Origin of the sequence: Allobosea sp. UC22_33 (assembly GCF_042700715.1) — a bacterium.
Lineage (GTDB): Bacteria > Pseudomonadota > Alphaproteobacteria > Rhizobiales > Beijerinckiaceae > Allobosea.
In genome coordinates this window covers 5319315-5341583 of sequence record NZ_CP170556.1, presented here as the reverse complement: position 1 = coordinate 5341583, position 22269 = coordinate 5319315, and the positions used below count along the sequence as shown (strand labels likewise).

Genomic DNA, 22269 nt, shown 5'->3' with positions numbered 1-22269 from the left:
CGTAAGGCTTTGGTGAGGGGTGGCTGTCATTCTGCCCGTGATTGTTGATCGGACCATGCCATGTCGCTTTCCCTGATCGTCCTACTCGGGATCTTCCCGTTCATGATGGCCTACGCCGCCGCGAGCGATCTCGTCTCGATGACGATTTCCAATCGACTCTGCCTGTTTCTCGTCGGCGCGTTCGCGCTCTGCGCCGCCCTGCTCGGCCTGAGCCTGACCGAGATCGGCTGGCATCTCGCGGCCGGCGGCCTCGTGCTCGTGGTCGCCTTCGGCCTGTTCGCGGCCGGCTGGATCGGCGGCGGCGACGCCAAGCTCGCCGCCGCGACGGCCCTGTGGTTCGGCTTCGACCAGCTCATGCCCTATCTGTCGATCGCCGGCCTGCTCGGCGGCCTCCTGACCTTCGCCATCATCATGCTGCGCGCGCGCCCGCTGCCGGCGCTCGTCGAGACATGGCCGTGGCTGCGCAGGCTGCATGCCGCCAACGAGGGCGTGCCCTATGGCATCGCGCTCGCTTTCGCCGCGCTTCTCATCCTGCCGGAAACGGCGATCTGGCACGCCGCGATCGGGATCTGATCCGCCCCGCCGCCGTAACGTCAGCGGCGTTCAAAAAATATACGACCGATTAACCATAAGTTGACGTTTCCGAACGACGATCCGGGACGAGAGCCAATCACGCTTGGCTGAGGATCGTTCGTCCATGAGTCCCGCACGCATCATCATTCTCGCGGTCGCGCTGATAGCCGGGCTGGGCGCGGCGCTGCTCGTCCAGAGCCCCAAGGCCCCCGCCCCCGTCGCAAAGATCGAACAGGCACCGACCGTGCCGGTCCTGGTCGCGGCGACCGACATCCCCGTCGGCAACACGGTGACGGCGACCGACCTGCGCTGGCTCGACTGGCCGCTGGCCAGCGTGCCCGTCGGCATCATCCGCAAGGACGAGACGCCCGAGGCCGAAAAAGAGATTATCGGGCAGGTGGCGCGCTACGCCACCCTCGGCGCCGAGCCGATCCGCCGCGAGAAGCTGATCAAGACCGATGGAACCGGCTTCCTCTCGGCCGTCCTGCCCTCGGGCATGCGTGCCGTCGCGATCTCGACCGACAGCCGCGGCGCCAACACCGCCGGCGGCTTCATCCTGCCCAACGACCGCGTCGACGTCATCTGCACCTGGCGCGGCGAATCGACCAGTGGCCGCGGCGAGGCCCATGTCACCGAAATCATCCTGCGCAACATCCGCGTCCTGGCCATCGGCCAGAACGTGCAGGAGCGCAACGGCGAGAAGGTCGTGGTCGGCGAGACCGCGACGCTCGAAATCGAACCGGGAGAGGTCGAGAAGCTGGTCCAGGCCCAGAAGACCGGCACGCTCTCGCTGGCCCTGCGCAGCCTCAAGGATGCCGGAGAGACGGCGCCGCCCGCCCAGGCCGACAATTCCCTGACGCTCGTGCGCTACGGTGTCACCTCCAAGAGCGTGAAGCCATGATCAGATCTTCTCTCCGCTTCGCGACGGCTTTCGCGCTCGTTCTGGTCGCCGGCGGCGTCCATTCCCAGACAACCGGAAGCGGCCCCGCTCCGGTCCTGAATGTCGGCTCGAGCGAGAACGCGATCTCGCGCAAGCTCGACCTCTCGATCGGGCGCTCGCTCATCGTCGAATTGCCGCGCGACGCCAAGGAGGTCTTCGTCGCCAACCCGAAGGTCGCCAACGCGGTGGTCCGGACGGCGCGCAAGCTCTTCGTGATCGGCATCGCCGACGGCTCGACCTCGATGTTCGTGATGGATGGCGACGGCCAGCAGATCACCGCGCTCGACATCAATGTCGGGCGCGACCTCAACGTGCTCAGGCAGACGCTGCGCACGGCGCTGCCGAACTCGCAGATCGAGATCAAGCCCGCGGGCGATTCGATCCTGCTCGTCGGCACGGTGCCGAACGCCTCGGACGCGACCCAGGCCGTCGATATCGCCAAGGCCTTCGTCGGCGGCGCCTCCTCCTGGCGGAGCGGAGCGGTGATCAACTCGCTCACCATCCGTGATCGCGACCAGGTGATGGTGAAGGTCACGGTGTCCGAGGTCTCGCGCAAGGCGATCAAGCAGCTCGGCATCAACTCCAGCGGCGAGTGGAAGCTCGGCAAGTTCTCGCTCACGCCCACGATCGACAACCCCTTCTCGCTGTCGCCGCAGGCCCTGTCCGCCTCGGCGATCGGCGCCGGCATCGGCAATTCCCAGAACTTCACGCTGCGGGCTCTGGAACGGGCCGGCATGGCGCGCGTCCTCGCGGAGCCGACCGTGACCGCGATCTCGGGCGAAAGCGCGAAATTCACCGCCGGCGGCGAAATCCCCGTCCCCAGCGGCTATAGCTGCGACCCGACCAAGGGGATCTGCACCGTCGGCGTCTCCTACAAGCCCATCGGCGTCGCCCTGAACTTCACGCCGATCGTGCTCTCGGCGAACAAGATCAGCATGCGCATCGCCACCGAGGTCACCGAGCTCGACTTCGAGAACCAGATCGTCCTGCAGGGCGCGCCGGGCCAGCCCACCGTCACCGTGCCCGCCTTCCGCGTGCGCAAGTCGGATACGACGGTCGAGCTGCCGTCCGGCGGCACGCTGGCCACTGCCGGCCTGATCCAGCGCGTCTCCAAGACCTCGATCAACGGCCTGCCCGGGCTGATGAACCTGCCGATCATCGGCGTGCTGTTCCGGTCGCGCGACTACCAGCGCGAGGAGACCGAGCTGATGATCACGGCAACGCCCTACATTGCCAAGCCGATGCAGCCGACCGAGGTGCAGCGGCCCGATGACGGCTTCGTCGAGACCCATGATTCCCAGGCGATCCTGCTCGGCCGGCTGAACAAGATCTACGGCAGCGGCGGCGGCCCGGTTCCCCAGGCCTACAAGGGCCGCGTCGGCTTCATCGCCGACTGAGCGCCCCAGCGACAACGATGATGGATGGCCAGACCATGACGGTTTCCTCCCGGATCGACCCGACAGCACCGCGCCTGATCGCCGCCATGCTGGCGCTCGGCGCCCTGCTCGGCGGCTGCGCCAACCGCACGGCCGAGAGCGACACCCTCGCCTATGGAGCCGACGACGTGCGCGAACGCCATCCGATCGTGCTCCGCGACGCGCCGCGCTCGCTCGACGTCTTCGTCGGACGTGCCGGCGGCAGGCTCGACGCGCGGCAGGCCGAGGATGTCGCCGGCTTCGCCCGCGAGTTCCGCCAGTCCGGAAAGGGCGGCCTGGTGGCCGAGGTCCCGACCGGCGACCGTCGCGACCGTGCCGCCCACGACACGCTCAACAGCATCCGGGCGGCCCTGTCGCGCGGCGGCGTCTCGCCCGGCGTCCTCAGCGTCCGCAGCTACCCGGTCCAGGATCCGGGCCTGGCCTCGCCGATCCGCCTGACCTTCGCCTCGCTCCAGGCGAGCGTCGCGCATCGCTGCGGGCAATGGCCGTCCGACATCGGCGCTTCCGATTTCAAGTTCTCGTCCTCGAACGCGCCCTACTGGAATCTCGGCTGCGCGTCGCAGGCGACCCTGGCCGCGCAGATCGCCGATCCGCTCGACCTCGTCCGCTCGCGCGACGAGGGCCGCCCCGACATCGTCAAGCGCATGGGCGCCATCACGAAGATCCGCGAGGGCAGGGATCCCTCGACCCAGTACCGGCAGCAGACGCCGCAGATCAACTCGACTGTCGGAGGCGGCACCTGATGCACTCAGAAGCCCACGAAAATTCGGCGGTCGACCTGCCCAGCGACGAGATCATCGCGCCGCTGCCGCGCATCACGCTGCAGGCCTTCTGCGAAACGCCGGCCGTCGCCGCGACCATGCAGGCCGCGGTCGCCGACCGGCGCATGGACAAGGCCCATGCCCGCGTCCAGATGGGCGGCCCCGCCGCTGCCGTCGAGGCCTTCCGCACGGCCCCGACGCCCAACGTCATCGTGCTCGAGGCCGTAGCCGACCCGGCGACGCTGATCGCGCATCTCGAATCCCTGTCCGAAAGCTGCGATGCCGGCACCAAGGTCGTCGTGATCGGGCATGTCAACGACGTCCAGCTCTATCGCGACCTGATACGCCGCGGCGTCAGCGAGTACCTGATCGCGCCGCTGGAGCCTCTCGACGTCCTGCGCACGCTGTCGGAACTCTATATCGCCCCCGAGGCCCGCAATCTCGGCCGCGTCATCGCGGTGATGGGCGCCAAGGGCGGTGTCGGCGCCTCGACCGTCGCCCATAACGTCTCCTGGGCGATCGCACGCAATCTCGACGCCTCGACCGTCATCGTCGACCTCGACATCGCCTTCGGCACGGCCGGCCTCAACTTCAACCAGGACCCGCCGCAAGGCATCGCGGAAGCGGTGTTCGCGCCGGAGCGCCTGGACTCCAACCTGCTGGACCGGCTCCTGTCACGCTGCAGCGACAATCTCGCGCTGCTGGCGGCACCGGCGATCCTGGACCGGACGGTCGATCTCGACGAGGACGCGCTCGAGCAGCTTCTCGAACTGCTGCGCGCCAGCGTGCCCTGCATCATCCTCGACGTACCGCATCAGTGGAACGCCTGGGTGAAGCGGACGGTGCTCGGCGCCGACGAAATCCTCATCGTCGCCGAACCCGAGCTCGCCTCCCTGCGCAACGCCAAGAACCTGGTCGACCTGTCGCGGGCCACGCGGCCGAACGATGCCGTCGCCCGGCTCGTCCTCAACCGCGTCGGCGTCCCCAAGCGGCCCGAGATCAACGCCGGAGAGTTCTCCAAGGCGCTCGGCATCGACGTGCTCAGCACGATCCCGTTCGACGCCCAATTGTTCGGCACGGCCGCCAATAACGGGCAGATGATCGCCGAGGTGCAGTCCGGCAGCAAGGCGACCGAGGCCTTCACCCAGATCGCCAGCGCGCTGACCGGGCGTGGCGAAGCCAAACGGAGCCGGCGCAGCCTGCTCGAACCGTTCGTCGCGAAGCTGAAGCGCCGCAAGGCTTCGTGAGGGACAGGAACTGACGATGACGGGGAGACGCCCGCACGCCAGACGAGAGACCGGCCCGGACCGGGCGGGGAGAGTATTGAGATGTTCGGCAAGCGATCCGCAGGCGCCGGTACGGCGCCCAATCTGAACGCGAGGGCACCCGCGGCCGTGCAGGCCGCGCCGCGCAAGCCCGAGCTCGCGCCTGTCGCCGTGGAGGAACGCAAGGTCGCGCAGGTCGCCGAGACGGCGCCACGCTCCGAAGACTACTACCAGATGAAGAGCATGATCTTCGGGGCGCTGATCGAGGCCATCGATCTGTCGCAGCTCGCGAAGCTCGACTCGGAATCGGCGCGCGAGGAAATCCGCGACATCATCAACGAGATCATCTCGCTGAAGAACGTCGTGCTCTCGATCGCCGAGCAGGAAGAACTGCTCGACGACATCTGCAACGACGTGCTCGGCTACGGGCCGCTCGAACCGCTTCTGGCCCGCGACGACATCGCCGACATCATGGTCAACGGCGCCGGGCGGACCTTCATCGAAACCGCCGGCAAGATCCAGCTCACCAATATCCGCTTCCGCGACAACGCGCAGCTGATGAACATCTGCCAGCGTATCGTCAGCCAGGTCGGCCGGCGCGTCGACGAAAGCTCGCCGATCTGCGACGCGCGCCTCGCCGACGGCTCGCGCGTCAACGTGATCGCGCCGCCGCTGGCCATCGACGGGCCGGCGCTGACCATCCGCAAGTTCAAGAAGGATAAGCTGACGCTCGACCAGCTCGTCAAGTTCGGCGCGATCTCGCCGCCGGGTGCCGAGATTCTGAAGATCATCGGACGCGTCCGCTGCAACATCGTCATCTCGGGCGGCACGGGCTCGGGCAAGACGACGCTGCTCAACTGCCTGACCAACTATATCGACGAAGACGAGCGTGTGATCACCTGCGAGGACGCGGCCGAGCTTCAGCTCCAGCAGCCGCATGTGGTGCGCCTCGAAACCCGCCCGCCCAATCTCGAAGGCACGGGCGCGGTGACGATGCGCGACCTCGTCAAGAACTGCCTGCGCATGCGCCCCGAACGCATCATCGTCGGCGAGGTGCGCGGACCGGAGGCCTTCGACCTGCTCCAGGCGATGAACACCGGTCACGACGGCTCGATGGGCACGCTGCACGCCAACTCGCCGCGCGAGTGCCTGAGCCGTATCGAATCGATGATCACCATGGGCGGCTTCTCGCTGCCCTCGAAGACGCTGCGCGAGATGATCTGCTCCTCGGTCGACGTCATCATCCAGGCCCAGCGCCTGCGCGACGGATCGCGCCGCATCACCCACATCACCGAGGTGATGGGCATGGAGGGCGAGGTGATCACCACGCAGGACCTGATGCTCTACGACATCGTCGGCGAGGATGCCGCCGGCAAGCTTGTCGGCCGGCACCGCGCCACCGGCGTCGGGCGGCCGCGCTTCTGGGAGCGTGCGCGCTATTTCAACGAGGACCAGCGCCTCGCCGCCGCTCTCGACCAGCTCGAAGACGCAGGCACCAGCAATGCCATCTGACCGGAAGCTCTCGCGGGGAAGCCGGGCATGAACATGAGCACGCTCGCCGTCGCCCTGCTGGCCATGTTCGCCGTCGGCGGCGTGGTCTACGCGCTGCTCTATCCGACGCTCAGCGGCGAAAAGCGCGCCGAGAAACGGCGCAAGGAATTCGCCGGCCCGAGCATGGCGCGCGGCATCGACCGGGAGGCGCAGGCCCGCAACAAGCGCGGCCAGATCGCACAGAGCCTGAAGGATATCGAGAATCGCGAGAACGCGCGCAACAAGGTCTCGCTCGAGCAGCGCATCGCCCAGGCGGGCCTGAGCTGGACGCTCAAGAAATATTACGGGGTCAGTGCGATGCTTGCGGTTGCGCTCGGGCTGACGCTGTGGATCGCGAGCGGGAACTGGATTCTCGGCCTGGTCGGCCTCTTCATCGGCGGCTTCGGCATGCCGGCCTGGTTCCTGAAGCGCTGCAAGGCCAAGCGCCTGAAGAAGTTCGGGGTGGAATTCCCGAATGCGCTCGACGTCATCGTGCGCGGTATCAAGGCGGGCCTGCCCGTGAACGACTGCCTGCGCATCATCGCGAACGAGGCCGTGGAGCCGGTGAAGTCAGAATTCAGGCTGATCATCGAGGCCCAGGCGCTGGGCCTGCCGCTGTCGGAAGCCACCAGCAAGCTTTTCGAGCGCATGCCCTGCGCCGAGGCCAATTTCTTCGGCATCGTCATCTCGATTCAGCAGAAGACCGGTGGCAACCTCTCCGAGACGCTCGGGAACCTGTCGCGCGTGCTGCGCGAGCGCCGCAAGATGCGGGACAAGATCGCGGCGGTGTCCATGGAAGCCAAGGCCTCGGCGGCGATCATCGGGTCGCTGCCGCCCGTGGTGGCGATCCTCGTCTGGCTCACCACCCCGAAATACATCGAAATTCTCTGGCTCAGCCAGACCGGCCAGGTCGCGCTGCTCGCGAGTGGATTGTGGATGCTGATCGGCGTTCTGATCATGCGCAAGATGATCAATTTCGACATCTGAGACGGACGATGATTAGCCAGATCGCCAACAGTGTCACCAATCCGCAGTTCATGCTGGCGCTGCTGGCCGCGATCGCGGCGGCAGCGACCGTGCTGACGATCGCGATCCCGCTGACCGAGGGCAGCAGCCTCCAGAAGCGCATGAAGAATGTCGCGACGGAGCGCGAGAAAATCCGGGCCCGCGAACGCGAGCGCCTCAACCGGCAGAACGAGAAAGTTTCGCTGCGGCAGGAACCGAAGGCCTATATGCGGCGCATCGTGGAGCGCTTCAAGTTGGGCGACTGGCTCGGCACGGAGAACGCCAAGAAGCAGCTCGCCATGGCCGGCTATCGCGGCCCCCAGGCCGAAATCACCTTCCTGTTCTTCCGCCTTGCCGTTCCCGTCGGGCTGTTCCTGTTCACGCTGTTCTACGTCTTCTTCATCAACGGTTTCGGCCAGAGTTTCATGGTCAAGATCGCCATGGCGATCGGCGGTGCCTATCTCGGCATCAAGGCCCCGGAAATCTTCCTGTCGAACCAGATCAGCAAACGGCAGGCGTCGATGCGCCTGGCTTTTCCGGACGCGCTCGACCTGCTGCTGATCTGCGTGGAATCCGGCATGTCGATCGAGCACGCCTTCCGCAAGGTCGCGGGCGAGGTCGGCAACCAGTCGGTTCCGCTGGCGGAGGAGTTCGCGCTGTGCACGGCCGAGCTCTCCTATCTGACCGACCGGCGCATCGCCTACGAGAACCTAGCGCTCCGCACGGGCCTCGAAAGCGTGAAATCGGTCTCGACCGCGCTGATCCAGGCCGAGCGCTACGGCACGCCGCTGGGTACGGCCCTGCGTACGCTCGCCCAGGAAAGCCGCGACCAGCGCATGTCGGCTGCCGAGAAGAAGGCCGCCGCGTTGCCGCCGAAACTCACCGTGCCAATGATCCTGTTCTTCCTGCCGGTACTGTTCGTCATCATCATGACGCCCGCCCTGGTGCAAGTCTTCAAGTGGAAGTGAAGACGGCGCGATCGAACCCGCCGCCGCGGAGGCCGCAGCACAAGTCGCTTTGAGAAGTGGCGGCTTGTCCCGAGAACCACGCACCAGCTTTCGAGCCAATGCCCCGGCCCCGCAGACGAAGAAGGCCGGAGCCCAGAGGCTCCGGCCTTCTTCGTTCGGTGCGATCTGCCGCGATGTCCGCGTCTCCGAAATGCCGCCTCAGGCGGGCGGGGTGACGGTGGGGCCTGCGCCCGCTCCCTGGGCGCCCTGAACCGCCGGCTGCCTCGCGGGCGCCTGGGCCCGGCCCTTGCCGCCCTTCAGCAGTTCCCAGCTGTTCTGCTGGCTGACGCTGCGCTTGAGATAGGCGATCGTGGCGGCGGCCTCGGCCGGGCTCTGGTCGCGGCGGGCCAAGGTCTCGGCCTCGCCGAAACGACCCTGCAGGCCGAGGACCAGCACGAGATTCTGGCGGACGCGGACGTCGGCTCGCTCGGAGGCCGCGGCCTCGGCCAGCACACGCTCGGCCTCGGGCAGGTTGCGCGACAGAGCGAGCGACAGCCCGTAATTCGACATGATCGTCGGCTCGTTCGGGGCGAGTTTCAGCGCCGACTGATAGATCTGCTGGGCGCGGAGGTGATCACCGAGCTGGTCGGCGACCGTCCCCTGCGCCGAGAGGATCCGCCAGTCCGGCCGCTCGGGCGAATGCGCCCGCGACAGCACGTCGTCCGCCTCCTGGAAGCGGCCGTTATCGGCGAGCGTGCGGCCATAGGCGCCGAGAAGCTCGCGGTCGTCCTGATGGATGAGGACGGCGTTCTGCAACACGGCCAGGGCCTGCGCGTTCTGGTCGAGGCTCCGCAGCGCCCGCGCATAGTGGAAGGCGGCGTCGCGGTCCTTGGGATTGGCATCGTAGCGCTTGGCCCAGGTCTCACGGTCGGCCTGCCAGTCCGAGGCCGTGCGCGGCTGGCTCGCCTGACTGCGGCCGATCGAGCCGGTGACGTCGCCGAGGCCGCCGCGGCCCTGGCAGCCGGCCAGGGCGAGCGCCGCAAGGCAGACGGCGAGGCCGAGACCAAGGCGGGAGGCCCGCACGGGCTCGCGGACTGAAAAATGGGGCCGAGCTGAAGACATGGGCCGGATCGCCTCCCGAAAACGGGTCCTCTGGATGGGTTCGTCTGGTCGATCCGGTGATAAAGCGTTAACCCTAATGCATTCTTAATCGCCTCCCCGGCGCCCCTGCCCGAAACCGAAACATCGCTCCGTGCACAGTCTTCTGATCTCCGCTCCCGCCGCCGCCATTCCCGTTCATGTCGTCTCGGCCGCCAACTGGCCCGCGCTCCAGGACCAGCTCTCCCCGGCCAACCGCAGTTTCGCCCTCGCACAGGGTTTTGCGGCCCGGGCCGGGCAGCACTGCCTGCTGCCGGATCCGCAAGGGGCGCTGGCTGCCGTCCTGCTCGGCATCGACGCCGCCGGGCGCCGGCCGGATCCCTTCGCGGCCGGGCGCCTCGCCGCATTGCTGCCCGCCAGCGACTATGCACTGTCGGGCGAGATCGGCGATCCGGCGCTCGCCGCGCTGAGCTGGCTGCTGCACGGCTACCGCTTCGACCGCTACCGCAAGCCCAGTCCCGCGCGCGCCCGGCTCGCCCTGCCTGAAGGGGTGGACGGCGAGGAGATCAGCCTGATCGCCGACTCCGCCATGCTGGCGCGCGACCTCGTCAACACGCCGGCCAGCGAACTGGGACCGGGCGAGATCGAGGCGGCCATCCGCGGGCTCGCGACCGAATGCGGCGCGACGGTCGCCAGCATCATCGGCGACGACCTGATCGCCCGCAATTTCCCGATGATCCATGCGGTGGGCCGCGCTTCGACCCGTGCGCCGCGGCTCGTCGACCTCGTCTGGGGCGATCCCGCCCATACCAAGGTGACGCTGGTCGGCAAGGGCGTCGCCTTCGACACCGGCGGGCTCAACCTCAAGCCCGACGCCTCGATGCTGCTGATGAAGAAGGACATGGGCGGCGCGGCAGCGGCGATCGCCGCGGCGCGGATGATCATGCTGGCGAAACTGCCAGTGCGTTTGCGGCTCCTGGTGCCCGCGGTCGAGAATTCCGTTTCCGGAAACTCATTCCGGCCCGGCGACGTGCTGTCGAGCCGCAAGGGCCTTTCGGTCGAGATCGGCAATACGGATGCCGAGGGCCGGCTGATCCTGGCCGATGCGCTGGCGCTCGCCGACGAGGAGGCGCCTGCGCTGCTGATCGATTTCGCGACCCTGACCGGCGCGGCGCGCACCGCGCTCGGGCCGGAGCTGCCGCCCTTCTATACGCATGACGAGACCCTCGCCGCCGGAATCGCCCAGCTCGGCATAGCCGTGAACGATCCGGTCTGGCGGCTGCCGCTCTGGCCGCCCTATGATGGGCTGCTCGATTCCAAGATCGCCGACGTCAATCACATTTCCGGCGGCGGCATGGCCGGCTCGGTGACGGCGGCGCTGTTCCTCAACCGCTTCGTCGAGAAGACGAAATCCTATGTCCATTTCGACATCTATGCCTGGAACCCCTCGACCAAGCCGGGGCGGCCGGAAGGCGGCGAATGCCAGGGCGCGCGACTGATCCATGCGCTGGTGAAGCGGCTTTATCCGCGCAGTTAAGGCTGTTCGGCGAAGGCGATTGCACGCCGACGCCGCCGCGATAATGATACGGGTCCGTAACGATCGGGATCCGTACCCTTATGCCCCTGGAGATCAAGCCTTCGCAGGCGCTCAAGCTGTGGCGGCAGGTGCATCTCGATCTGGTGCGGGACCATGACGCCGATCTCTCGGCGCGCCAGACCGCGATCCTGCTGACGGTCTATCTCGAATTGCCGCCGCATACGGTGCGCGGGCTGGCAAAGCAGCTCGGCGTGACCAAGCCGGTGATCACGCGGGCGCTCGACACGCTCGGCAAGCTTGGCCTGCTCACCCGCAAGCGCGACGAGGCCGACCGCCGCAATGTCGTGATCCAGCGCACCGTAGCCGGCGCGCTCGCCGTCGAACGCCTGGCCGATCTCGTCACGGAACATGCCAGGGAGATCGGCGGCAGCTGAAGCCTCTCCCGAACGGCCTCCCACCACGCTAGATTGCAACAATGACCGCGATTCTCGACCGCCGCATCCATGCCTTCCGCCCCGATCTCGCAGCGCGTGCGCTGACGGGGCAGGTGGAGGCCGCTCGCTTCGCCGACCCGCAAGCGATGCGCATCGTCGCGGCTTCCGCCCCCGTGCGGCGCGAGCCGCGCCCGGATGGCCCTCTCGATACCGAGGCGCTCGCCGGCGAACTGGTTGAGGTCTATGAGCGCGAGGAAGGCTGGGCCTGGGCGCAGCTCGCCAGCGACGGCTATGTCGGCTACATCCCCGACGATGCCTTGCGGCCGGACCAGCCGGCGCCGACGCATCGCGTGGCGGGCTTGCGGACCTTCGTCTATCCCGGCCCCTCGATCAAACTGCCACCGCTGACGGCGCTCTCGCTCGGCGCCAGCGTCGCTGTCGTCGAGCATAAGGGCGATTTCGCGGTGCTGGCCGATGGCGGCCATGTCTTTGCCGCCCATCTCGCGCCGCTCGACAGCCCCGAGCCGGATTTCGTCGCTGTCGCCGAGGGCTTCGTCGGCGTGCCCTATCTCTGGGGCGGCAAGACCAGCCTCGGGCTCGACTGCTCGGGGCTGACGCAGCTCAGCCTCGCGGCGGCCGGGATCGCCGCGCCGCGCGATTCCGACATGATGGAGGCGACGCTCGGCCGCGCTGTCGAATTGCGCGAGGACCTCGCCGGGCTGAAGCGCGGCGATCTCGTCTTCTGGAAGGGCCATGTCGGTATTCTGACCGCCCCCGACACGCTGCTCCATGCCAGCGGGCATGTGATGAGCGTCTATCGCGAGCCGCTGCGGGAAGCGCGCGACCGCATCCGCGCCAAGAGCTTCGGCGAGATCACGGCGATCAAGCGGCTGGGCTGACGCTCCGATCAATCAAAACGCGCCGTCATCCCGGGCGGAGCGAAGCGCAGACCCGGGATCCATTCCGGAACCTTGATCGGGAGCGCTCCGGCATGGATCCCGGATCGGCGCGGCTTCGCCGCTTGTCCGGGATGACAGGCGTTTTTTGCGGCGCCTGAAATTCAGGCGATCCCCTTCAGCCGATAGAGCGCTTCCAGCGCCTCGCGCGGGGTCATCTCGTCCGGGTCGATCCCGGCGAGGGCCTCGCGCAATCCGTCCGGCTCGCCTTCGGCAACGACCGGCGCCGGCTTGCGCTGCGGCACGGCGAAGAGCGGGAGATCGTCGACCAGCGAGGCGACCGGCTTCTCGCGCTCGGTCTTCTCAAGTTCGCCGAGGATGGCGCGGGCGCGCTCGACCACCGCCGGCGGCAGGCCTGCGAGCTTGGCGACCTGGATGCCGTAGGAGCGGTCGGCCGCGCCCGGCACGACCTCGTGCAGGAAGACGACCTCGCCCTTCCATTCGGTAACGCGCACCGTCGCATTGGCGACACGGTCGAGCCGGTCTCCGAGCGCCGTCAGCTCGTGATAATGGGTCGCGAACAGGCTGCGGCAGCGGTTGATCTCGTGGAGATGCTCGATCGCCGCCCAGGCGATCGAGAGGCCGTCGAAGGTCGCGGTGCCCCGCCCGATCTCGTCGAGGATGACCAGCGCGCGCGGGCCGGCCTGGTTCAGGATCGCGGCGGTCTCGACCATCTCGACCATGAAGGTCGAGCGGCCGCGCGCGAGATCGTCGGCGGCGCCGACGCGCGAGAACAGCCGGTCGACGATGCCGATATGCGCTGATGTCGCCGGCACGAAGGAGCCCATCTGGGCGAGCACCGCGATCAAGGCGTTCTGGCGCAGGAAGGTCGATTTACCGGCCATGTTCGGACCGGTGATCAGGCAGATGCGTCCGCCTTTCGCATCCGTGCAGGGCGGCGACAATTCGGTATCGTTGGCGACGAAGGGCTTTCCGTCGCGCTTCAACGCGGCCTCGACCACGGGATGGCGGCCGCGCTCGATGGTGAAAGCGATGCCGTCATCGACCTGCGGCCGGCTCCAGCCCTCGCGGGTTGCGAGATCGGCCAGCGCAGCGGCGACGTCGAGCTCGGCCAGCGCCAGAGCGGCGGCCTTGATCGGCTCAGCCTCGGCCAGCACCGCTTCGCTGAGCGCCGCGAAGATCGCGAGTTCGAGCTTCAGCGCGCGGTCGGCGGCGGAGGCGATCTTGGCTTCGAGCTCGCCGAGCTCGACCGAGGAGAAGCGCATCGCGTCCGACATGGTCTGGCGATGGACGAAGGTCGCGCGCCAGGGATCGCGCAGGAATTCCTCGCCCGTCGCCTGCGGAACCTCGACGAAATAGCCGAGCATGGCGTTGTGCTTGATGCGCAAAGTCCGGCAGTTGGTCTCCGCCGCGTAGCGCGCCTGCAACTGGGCGATGACCTTGCGCGAGTCGACCTGCAACAGGCGCAATTCGTCGAGCGCAGCATCGAATCCTTCGCGGACGAAGCGACCGTCGCGCCGGTTGAGCGGCAATTCGTCCGCCAATGTCGCGTTGAGGCGAACCGGCAGATCGGGATCGCTCTCGCCGAGAGCCCGCATGGCGCGGGAAAGCTCGACGGGTAATTCGCCGCGCCGGACTAGCAGGGCCGCAATCGCGCGGGCGGCATCGAGCCCGGCGCCGAGCGCCGCGAGATCGCGCGGGCCGCCACGGTCGAGCGAGAGACGCGCCAAGGCACGGGCGACGTCCGGGACCTTCTCCAGCGCGGAACGCAGATCCTCGCGCAGGCCGGCGTCAGTGACGAGCAGTTCGACCGCATCATGGCGCGCCGCGATGGCGGCGGGGTCGGTCAGCGGACCGGCGAGGCGCTCGGCCAGGAGGCGCGCGCCGCCGGGCGTCACCGTGCGGTCGATCGTGGCGAGCAGGCTGCCCTGGCGCTCGCCGCCCAGCGTGCGCGTCAGTTCGAGATTGGCGCGGGTCGCGGCGTCGATCAGCATCGTCGCCGAGCCGGCATCGCGCACCGGGGCCGAAAGCGGCGGGCGCGCGCCGAGCTGGGTGCGCTCGACATAGGCCAACGCCGCACCGGCGGCTGCGATCTCGGCCCGCGTGAAGGCGCCGAAGGCATCGAGCGTGGCAACGCCGAAGAACTCCTTCAGGCGCCGCTCGGCCGAGGCCGCATCGAGCCCGTCGCGCGCCAGCGGTGTCACGGGAATCGTGATCTCGCGCCAGAACTCCTTGAGTTCGGGATTGTCATGGATCGCATCCGGGCAGACGATCTCGCGCGGCTCCAGGCGCGAAAGCTCGATGGCGAGCCGCTCCTGCGGCGTCTCCATCACCGTGAAGCGGCCGGTCGAGATGTCGATCGCGGCCAGGCCGTAGAGCGAGGCCGCCTCGCCGGTCTTGCGGCGGGCGACGGCGACGAGGAGGCTGGCGCGGCCGGGTTCGAGCAGGCGCTCTTCGGTGATGGTGCCGGGCGTGACGAGGCGCACGACGTCGCGCTTCACCACCGATTTGTTGCCGCGCTTCCTGGCCTCGGCCGGGTCCTCGGTCTGCTCGCAGACGGCGACGCGGTGGCCGGCGGCGATCAGGCGCTGGAGATAGTCGTCGGCGCGCTCGACCGGCACGCCGCACATCGGGATGTCGTCGCCCTGGTGCTTGCCGCGCTTGGTCAGCACGATGCCGAGCGTGCGCGAGGCGATTTCGGCATCGGTGAAGAAGAGTTCGTAGAAATCGCCCATCCGGTAGAAGAGCAGGCAGTCTGGATTGGCCGCCTTGATCTCCACGTACTGCGCCATCATCGGCGTGACGCGTTCGGCGGCTGCGGCCGGCGCGGCGGAAGGGGTGGTTTCAGGAGAAGAGCTGTGGCGCATTGCGCCGGCACGCTAGCAAAATGTCCGGCCAAGGCCATCCGTTAGGACGGCTTTCAACAATTGAAAGCAAGGTCGGGCAGCCGATTCGGCCGAAGGTTCCGACATTGTTGATCATCAATCTCGTCCAGAGCCTGTTCTTCCTGCTGTTCGCGGGGTTGCTGCTGACGGTGATCGCGCCGTGGCTGGTCGGGCGGGACTGGCTGCGTCCCTGCGCGGTCGGTCTCCTGTTCGCGGCCGGCGCGCTCGTGAGCATGTCAAACCCCGTCCAGCTCCAGCCCGGTCTCGTCGTCGATTCGCGCAATACCTTCGTCATCCTGGCGGGGCCGATCGGCGGCCCCGTGGCGGCGCTTATCACCGCGGTGCCCTTGCTCGTGACGCGCGTGATGATGGGCGGCGTCGGCATGGTGACCGGCGTCAGCGGCATCGCGATCCGCATGGTGATCGGCATCGCCTTCTCGATCTGGCTGGCGCGGCGCCGGCGCCCGCTGATGGCGCGCGACATGATCCTGCTCGCCTCGCTCGATGCCGTCTGCCTGCTGGCCTCGACGCCCTTCATACCGGGCGAGGCCGGCGAGCGCTTTCTGCGCGAGGCCGTCCCGGCGATGATCCTGGTGAGCACGATCGGTATCATTCTCACCGGCATCGTCGTCATCCACGACAATGACCGCCGCGAAATCGCCTATCGCCTGCGCACCCTGATCCAGCGCGCGCCGGGCACGCTTTACCAGCGCATCGTGCGAACGGACGGCACGATGTCCTACCAGTTCGCCTCCTTCGCCATCGACAAGCTGCTGGGGATCACCAAGGAAGAGGTCGAGCGCGATCCCGAGATCTGGCTCGGCAAGCTCCTGCCCGAGGATCGTGCCCGCTTCGACCAGCAGCGGCGCGAACAGCAGGAGAGCGAGACGCTCTGGCGCTTCGAGGGGCGCTATCACGCGCCCGATGGCGGCATCGTCTGGCTGCGCAGCGAATCGACCAAGCGCCGCCTGCCCGACGGCACGCTGGTCTGGGACGGGATCCTGCTCGATATCACCGCCGAGAAGACACTGGAAACCCGCCGGGGCGAGATCGAGACGCTGCGCAAGACGACGCTTGAGGCGCTCGCGAGCGATCTGGAACGGACCGTCGGCAAGGCGCTGGGCGATGTCGGCGCGGCGCTGCACGGCATGCATGACGCCGCCGGTCAGATGGTCGAGAACGCCAACAAGACGACCCTGCGCGCCGAAAGCGTGACACAGGAAGCCGACAGCGCCTCGCGCCGCATCGGCAGCGTCGCGCTCGCGGCCGAGGAGATCGAGGCCTCAATCCGCGAACTCACCCAGCAGACCAGCCATGCCGACGACACCGTGCGCGCCGCCGCATCCTATGTCCGCAGCACGCGCAGCGACGTCGCCGGGCTGACGGAGGCCGCCGACAAGGTGCGCGCCGTACTCGACTTCATCGAGGAGATCGCGGCCCGCACCAACCTGCTCGCCCTCAACGCGACGATCGAGGCGGCCCGCGCCGGCGCGGCCGGCCGCGGCTTCGCCGTGGTGGCGGGCGAGGTCAAGACGCTCGCCGAGCAGACGCAGAAGGCGACCCGCGACATCGCCGCGACGCTGGCCGATATCCGCGGCGCCGCCGCGACCGCCTTCGAGGCCGTGGCCCATATCGAGGGCACGATGACGACGATCGAGCAGACCTCGGGCGCGATCGCCGCCGTCGTCAGCCGCCAGGCCGGCATCGCCTCGACGATCGCCACCGACGCGCAGGCCGTCGCCTTGAGCGCCGGCGCCGTCACGACGAATGTCGGCGCCGTCGGCGTCGAGGCGCGCGTCACCGGCGATGCCGCGATCCATGTCGCGGAAGCCGCCCGCAAGGTCGACGAACAGACCGAGGCGCTCGACCGCTACGTCGCCGATTTCGTGCGCAGCGTGCGCACGGCCTCGCGGGCCTGACCGCCCGCGATACCTCTCCGCTCCGTCAAGAGTTCTGTGAAGCACTCGCCGCTTGTGATCTCGGGCGCCGCCGCCTTATGCTCGGTTCCCCTCGAGGAAACGCACAAGAAAAGACGCTTCGATGAACGACCGTCCGACGACCAAGCGCGCCCGCCCGACCTTCACCGACCAGGAGGCCTTGCTGTTCCACTCGCAGGGACGGCCCGGAAAGCTGGAGATCGTGCCGACCAAACCGATGGCGACGCAGCGCGACCTCTCGCTCGCCTATTCGCCCGGCGTCGCCGTGCCGGTGCTGGCGATCGCGGAGGACCCGTCGCGCGCCTATGACTACACGACGCGCTCGAACCTCGTCGCGGTGATCACCAACGGCACCGCGATCCTCGGCCTCGGCAATCTCGGCGCGCTCGCCTCGAAGCCGGTGATGGAGGGCAAGTCGGTCCTGTTCAAGCGCTTCGCCGATGTCGACTCGATCGATCTCGAGGTCGATACCGAAGACCCGGACAAGTTCATCGATGCCGTGCGCTATCTCGGCCCGTCCTTCGGCGGCATCAATCTCGAGGACATCAAGGCCCCGGAATGCTTCATCATCGAGCAGCGCCTGCGCGAGCTGATGGACATCCCCGTCTTCCATGACGACCAGCACGGCACCGCGATCATCGCCGCCGCCGGCCTGATCAACGCGCTCGATATCACCGGACGCGACATCAAGGCGACCAAGCTCGTCATCAACGGCGCGGGCGCTGCCGCCATCGCCTGCATCGAATTGCTCAAGGCGATGGGCTTCAAGCCCGACAACGTCATCCTCTGCGACACCAAGGGCGTGATCTACCAGGGCCGCACCGAGGGCATGAACCAGTGGAAATCGGCCCATGCGGCGGTCACCGACCGGCGCACGCTGGCCCAGGCGCTGGACGGGGCCGACGCCTTCTTCGGCCTGTCGCAGAAGGGCGCGGTGACGCCGGAGATGGTCGCCTCGATGGCGCCGAACCCGATCATCTTCGCCATGGCCAATCCCGATCCGGAGATCACGCCGGAGGAGGTCCATGCCATCCGCGACGACGCGATCATGGCGACCGGCCGTTCGGATTATCCGAACCAGGTCAACAACGTGCTCGGCTTCCCCTTCATCTTCCGCGGCGCGCTCGACGTGCGCGCCACCACGATCAACATGGAGATGAAGATCGCCGCGGCCGAGTCGCTGGCGATGCTGGCGCGCGAGGACGTGCCGGACGAGGTCGCGGCCGCCTATCAGGGCTCGCGACCGCGCTACGGCAAGGACTACATCATCCCGGTGCCGTTCGATCCGCGTCTGATCCATGTCGTGCCGATGGCGGTCGCCAAGGCGGCGATGGATACCGGCGTCGCCGGCAAGCCAATCGTCGACACCGCCGCCTACAAGGCGCAGCTCTCGGCCCGGCGCGACCCGATCGCCGGCACGCTCAACCGCATCTTCGAGCGCGTCCGGCGCTATCCCAAGCGCGTCGTCTTCGCCGAGGGCGAGGAGGAGCAGGTGATCCGCGCCGCCGCCTCCTTCGTGGCGCAGGGGCTCGGCCACGCCATCCTCGTCGGCCGCGAGGACCGCATCTCGGAGGCCGCGACCTTCCTCGGCGTCGACCTCGAAGCCAAGGGCATCTCGATCCAGAACGCCCGGCTTTCCCACCGCAACAGCGCCTATGCACAGTATCTCTACGAGCGGCTGCAGCGGCAGGGCTACCTGTTCCGCGACTGCCAGCGCCTGATCAACCAGGACCGCAACCATTTCGCCGCGGCGATGGTGGCGCTGGGCGATGCCGACGCGATGGTCACCGGCGTCACCCGCAACTACTCGATCGCGCTGGAGGAGGTCCGCCGCGTCATCGACGAGAAGCCGGGGCACCGGGTGATCGGCGTCTCGATCGTGATCTCGCGTGACCGCACCGTGCTCGTGGCGGATACCGCGATCACCGAGATGCCGACGGCCCGGCAGCTCTCGGAGATCGCGATCGAGGCGGCCGGCGTCGGCCGCAGGCTCGGCTACGAGCCCAAGGTCGCGATGCTCGCCTTCTCGACCTTCGGCCACCCGGCCGGCGAGCGCTCGGAGAAGGTGCGCGAGGCCGTCGCCCTGCTCGACGGCCAGCGGGTCGATTTCGAGTATGACGGCGAGATGGCCGCCGATGTCGCGCTCAACCGCGAGGTGATGAGCCAGTATCCGTTCTGCCGCCTCTCCGGGCCGGCGAACGTGCTGATCATGCCGGCCTTCCACTCGGCTTCGATCTCGACCAAGCTGCTGCAGGAACTCGGCGGCGCGACCGTGATCGGCCCGCTGATCGTCGGCCTCGACAAGCCGATCCAGATCGTGCCGCTCGGCGCGAAGGATTCCGACATCGTCAACATGGCGGCGCTGGCTGCCTTCAATATCGGCGGCTAGTCAGCGCTTTAGACGCCGGACTCATGGCGCCGCCGCCCGCACCAGGGCGGCGGCGCCTGCCGTTCATGTCGAGTTCATTTTCGCCCGATCAGGTTCGACCCAGAGGAGACCGGAAAACCGGCCCTGGGGGACTGATTACAACCGTGCTGACGCCCGACGAGACGACAGGCGCGAGATCGGCCGTGCCTGGAGATCGCCAGGTCGCGCTGCGCTTCGCGCGTTTGACCCGTGATTTCTGGCTCGGCGAGACGGCGCGCTGCGCCTGGCTCTGGACGCTGCTGCTGGCGGCCGGCGTCATCCTCACCGTCTTCGCCAACGTCACCGTCAACCGCTGGAACGGCTGGTTCTTCGACGCGCTGGAGCGCAAGGACGGCCACAGCGCCCTCGTCGCCATGGCCGTGTTTCCCGTGATCGTGCTGGTGGTTGCCGGGCTCGGCGTCCTCATCCTGAAATCGCGCGAGACCTTCCAGGTGCATTGGCGGCGTTGGCTCACCGCCAAGCTGGTCGATGGCTGGGTCGGCGACCGGCGCTTCTTCCGCCTGAGCCTCTCCGGCAAGGAGCCGGCCAATCCGGAATACCGGATCGCCGACGATGTCCGCTGGGCAACCGAGCCGATCGTCGATTTCGCGATGGGCCTGCTCTCCTCCGTCATCACCATCGTGATGTTCATCGAGATCCTCTGGGAGATCGGCGGCAGCCTGAGCCTGAGCTGGGGCGGGAGCGAGATCACGATCCCCGCCTATCTCGTGCTCGCCGCGATCCTCTATGCCGTCATCGTCACCCTGCTGGTGACGGCCGTGGGGCGGCGCCTCGCCGGGCTCATCGCCCAGCGCACGGAAAGCGAGGCCGGCCTGCGCTTCGCGCTGATGCGCATCCGCGACCATGGCGAGGCGATCGCGCTTGCCCGCACCGAGGCCGGCGAGCGCCAGGCCGTGGCGCAGAGCCATAGCGTGCTGGTGCTGCGCTGGCTCTCCGTGATCACGCAGCGGGCGCGCCTGACCTGGATCACCAATGGCAGCAGCGCGCTGGTGCCGGTCGTGCCGCTCCTGCTCGCGGCCCCGAAATATCTCGCCGGCGAGATGACGCTGGGCGGGGTCGTGCAGGTCGCCGCCGCCTTCGTCGCCGTGCAGAACGCCTGCAACTGGCTGTTCGACAATTTCATGCGCATCGCCGAATGGCTCGCCGCCGCAAGACGCGTCAACGAACTCGCCGATGCGCTGGAAGAGGTCGAGCAAGAGCCGCCGGCACAGGGCCTCACCGTCGAGGACGGCCCGCATGACAGCCTGCGGCTGGAGGCGGTGACGCTGCATGACGGGGCCGGCCACGCGCTCGCGGCGGGCGTCAGTTTCGTGCTGCCGGCAGGCGCCGTGCTCCATGTCACCGGCGATGCCGGCTTCGCCAAGAACGCGCTGATGCAGGCCATCGCCGGGCTCTGGCAGCAGGGCGAGGGCGCGATCGTGCTGCCGCGCGGCGCCCGCGTCGCGACCGTGCCCCAGCATCTGCAACTGCCGGGGATCGGCCTGCGTCATCTCCTCCAGGGCGACCGGCCCCGCCCCGCGCCGGAAATCGCCGCGACCTTGCGCCGCTACGGCCTGTCGACCCTGACTTCGCGGCTGGATGGCGAGGAAGACTGGAACAGGAGCCTGACCCGGGCCGAGCGGCAGCGGCTCGCGCTCGCCCGGACCGAACTGGCCGATCCCGCGATCGTCCTGCTCGACGAGGCGACCAGCGCACTTGAGACCGAGGCGGCGCTGGAGGCCCTGACCGAGCTGCGCGCCGCCCTGCCCCGCGCGATCATCATCGCCTTCGGGCAGAGCCCGGGGCTGGCGGAGAGTGCCAGCCACAGGATCGTGCTGCGCCGGATCAGGGGCGTCGCCGAAATCGTCGAGCGCGAGGGTTTTGCGGAGTCCCGCATCGCCGCGACCAGCCAAGCCCGCTGACCGACCTCACAACGAAAAACCTATTCAGAGAGGAGAAACACCGTGAAGATGAATATCTGGGATGCGTTCTGGGGCCTCGAGATCGAGCAGTGCCCCTGCGACGTGCATTTCGTCGAATGGCTGGAGCAGGAGAAGCTCAGCGGCAAGCGCATCTACCATTTCGGCACCGGCGGCCACCACTATGTAGGCCTGCGCTGCGCCGAGCCGCATCTCGACAACACGGTGCTGGGCATCACCGCCTCGCCGCAGGAATACGAGTCCTTCATCAAGCTCGCGACCGACAATCCCAACGTCACGAAGACCTACAGCGCCTATTTCGGCGATATCTACACCAGCAATGCCCGCCTGTTGCCGCGCTTCGACGTCGTCACCCTGTTCCATAGCGGCGAGTTCCGGGGCGAGGCGAACGACGCCTATGGCGCGCTGACCGACCGCGAGGTGATGGACCTTTTCACCGCGCAGACCGACAAGGGCGGCTATATCCTGTTCTACAGAGGCTCCTACGCCTATGACGTGGCGGAGTGCCTGATCCCGGACTGGATGAAGGCGATGCCGGTCGAGGAGGTCGAGGGCTTCAAGACGCTGCGGATCTTCCGCAAGACGGCCTGAGCCCACTCCGGCCGCGCCCGCCTCCGGGTTCCCTCATGCGGCCCATTCGCCGCAGCGGCTTGTGAA

The 22269-nt window shown here is 68.0% G+C and carries 17 protein-coding genes; 15 read left to right on the top strand and 2 right to left on the bottom strand.

Annotation, left to right across the window (positions count from 1 at the left end; genetic code table 11):
• Positions 1 to 60: 60 nt before the first annotated feature.
• From ACFJGT_RS25830 to ACFJGT_RS25795, 8 genes are all read left to right on the top strand, one after another.
• A complete protein-coding gene (locus ACFJGT_RS25830; protein ID WP_377844316.1) occupies positions 61 to 573 on the top strand; it encodes a prepilin peptidase in 513 nt (170 codons plus the stop codon).
• A 124-nt stretch (positions 574 to 697) separates the two neighbouring features.
• The gene (gene cpaB, locus ACFJGT_RS25825) at positions 698 to 1474 is read left to right on the top strand and encodes a Flp pilus assembly protein CpaB (protein WP_377844314.1); all 777 of its coding nucleotides are present in this window, start codon (positions 698 to 700) and stop codon (positions 1472 to 1474) included.
• A complete protein-coding gene (locus tag ACFJGT_RS25820) occupies positions 1471 to 2910 on the top strand; it encodes a type II and III secretion system protein family protein (RefSeq protein ID WP_377844312.1) in 1440 nt (479 codons plus the stop codon). Before cpaB ends, ACFJGT_RS25820 begins: the two co-directional genes overlap by 4 nt.
• Before the next feature lie 35 nt (positions 2911 to 2945).
• A complete protein-coding gene (locus ACFJGT_RS25815) occupies positions 2946 to 3692 on the top strand; it encodes a CpaD family pilus assembly protein (protein ID WP_377844310.1) in 747 nt (248 codons plus the stop codon).
• The gene (locus tag ACFJGT_RS25810; RefSeq protein WP_377844307.1) at positions 3692 to 4957 is read left to right on the top strand and encodes a CpaE family protein; all 1266 of its coding nucleotides are present in this window, start codon (positions 3692 to 3694) and stop codon (positions 4955 to 4957) included. Before ACFJGT_RS25815 ends, ACFJGT_RS25810 begins: the two co-directional genes overlap by 1 nt.
• A gap of 81 nt (positions 4958 to 5038) precedes the next feature.
• Entirely contained in the window at positions 5039 to 6487 is a 1449-nt protein-coding gene (locus ACFJGT_RS25805; RefSeq protein ID WP_377844305.1) for a CpaF family protein, read from the top strand.
• Between the two features lie 27 nt (positions 6488 to 6514).
• Complete coding sequence (locus ACFJGT_RS25800) at positions 6515 to 7492, top strand: type II secretion system F family protein (RefSeq protein WP_377844303.1); 978 nt, start codon at positions 6515 to 6517, stop codon at positions 7490 to 7492.
• 8 nt (positions 7493 to 7500) lie between these two features.
• Positions 7501 to 8478: a type II secretion system F family protein gene (locus ACFJGT_RS25795; protein ID WP_377844301.1), complete on the top strand. Its 978-nt coding sequence runs from the start codon at positions 7501 to 7503 to the stop codon at positions 8476 to 8478.
• A 198-nt stretch (positions 8479 to 8676) separates the two neighbouring features.
• On the opposite strand, the gene ACFJGT_RS25790 is transcribed toward ACFJGT_RS25795, so the two are convergent.
• Positions 8677 to 9540 carry a tetratricopeptide repeat protein gene (locus ACFJGT_RS25790; RefSeq protein ID WP_377844298.1) on the bottom strand — a complete coding sequence of 288 codons (864 nt, stop codon included), beginning with the start codon at positions 9538 to 9540 and terminating at the stop codon, positions 8677 to 8679.
• A 169-nt stretch (positions 9541 to 9709) separates the two neighbouring features.
• On the opposite strand from ACFJGT_RS25790, the gene ACFJGT_RS25785 reads away from it, so the two are divergent.
• The 3 genes from ACFJGT_RS25785 to ACFJGT_RS25775 all read left to right on the top strand — a co-directional run bounded on the left by ACFJGT_RS25785 (position 9710) and on the right by ACFJGT_RS25775 (position 12425).
• Complete coding sequence (locus ACFJGT_RS25785) at positions 9710 to 11092, top strand: leucyl aminopeptidase family protein (RefSeq protein ID WP_377844296.1); 1383 nt, start codon at positions 9710 to 9712, stop codon at positions 11090 to 11092.
• Positions 11093 to 11172: 80 nt separating this feature from the next.
• Positions 11173 to 11526 (top strand): MarR family winged helix-turn-helix transcriptional regulator, encoded by a 354-nt coding sequence (locus ACFJGT_RS25780; protein ID WP_199091118.1) that lies wholly within the window; start codon positions 11173 to 11175, stop codon positions 11524 to 11526.
• Positions 11527 to 11567: 41 nt separating this feature from the next.
• The gene (locus ACFJGT_RS25775) at positions 11568 to 12425 is read left to right on the top strand and encodes an NlpC/P60 family protein (protein ID WP_377844292.1); all 858 of its coding nucleotides are present in this window, start codon (positions 11568 to 11570) and stop codon (positions 12423 to 12425) included.
• Positions 12426 to 12586: 161 nt separating this feature from the next.
• Here ACFJGT_RS25775 and mutS read toward each other — a convergent pair whose 3' ends face one another.
• On the bottom strand, positions 12587 to 15310 hold the full coding sequence (gene mutS / locus ACFJGT_RS25770) for a DNA mismatch repair protein MutS (RefSeq protein ID WP_377844289.1): 2724 nt from the start codon (positions 15308 to 15310) through the stop codon (positions 12587 to 12589).
• A gap of 107 nt (positions 15311 to 15417) precedes the next feature.
• Between mutS and ACFJGT_RS25765 the strand changes: the two genes are divergently transcribed.
• From ACFJGT_RS25765 to ACFJGT_RS25750, 4 genes are all read left to right on the top strand, one after another.
• Positions 15418 to 17247 (top strand): methyl-accepting chemotaxis protein, encoded by a 1830-nt coding sequence (locus tag ACFJGT_RS25765; RefSeq protein WP_377844286.1) that lies wholly within the window; start codon positions 15418 to 15420, stop codon positions 17245 to 17247.
• Positions 17248 to 17368: 121 nt separating this feature from the next.
• Complete coding sequence (locus ACFJGT_RS25760; RefSeq protein WP_377844284.1) at positions 17369 to 19654, top strand: NADP-dependent malic enzyme; 2286 nt, start codon at positions 17369 to 17371, stop codon at positions 19652 to 19654.
• A 182-nt stretch (positions 19655 to 19836) separates the two neighbouring features.
• Positions 19837 to 21594, top strand: coding sequence for an ABC transporter ATP-binding protein/permease (locus ACFJGT_RS25755; RefSeq protein WP_377844281.1), 1758 nt, complete (start codon positions 19837 to 19839; stop codon positions 21592 to 21594).
• A 42-nt stretch (positions 21595 to 21636) separates the two neighbouring features.
• On the top strand, positions 21637 to 22203 hold the full coding sequence (locus ACFJGT_RS25750) for a hypothetical protein (protein ID WP_377844279.1): 567 nt from the start codon (positions 21637 to 21639) through the stop codon (positions 22201 to 22203).
• The last annotated feature ends 66 nt before the right edge of the window (positions 22204 to 22269 follow it).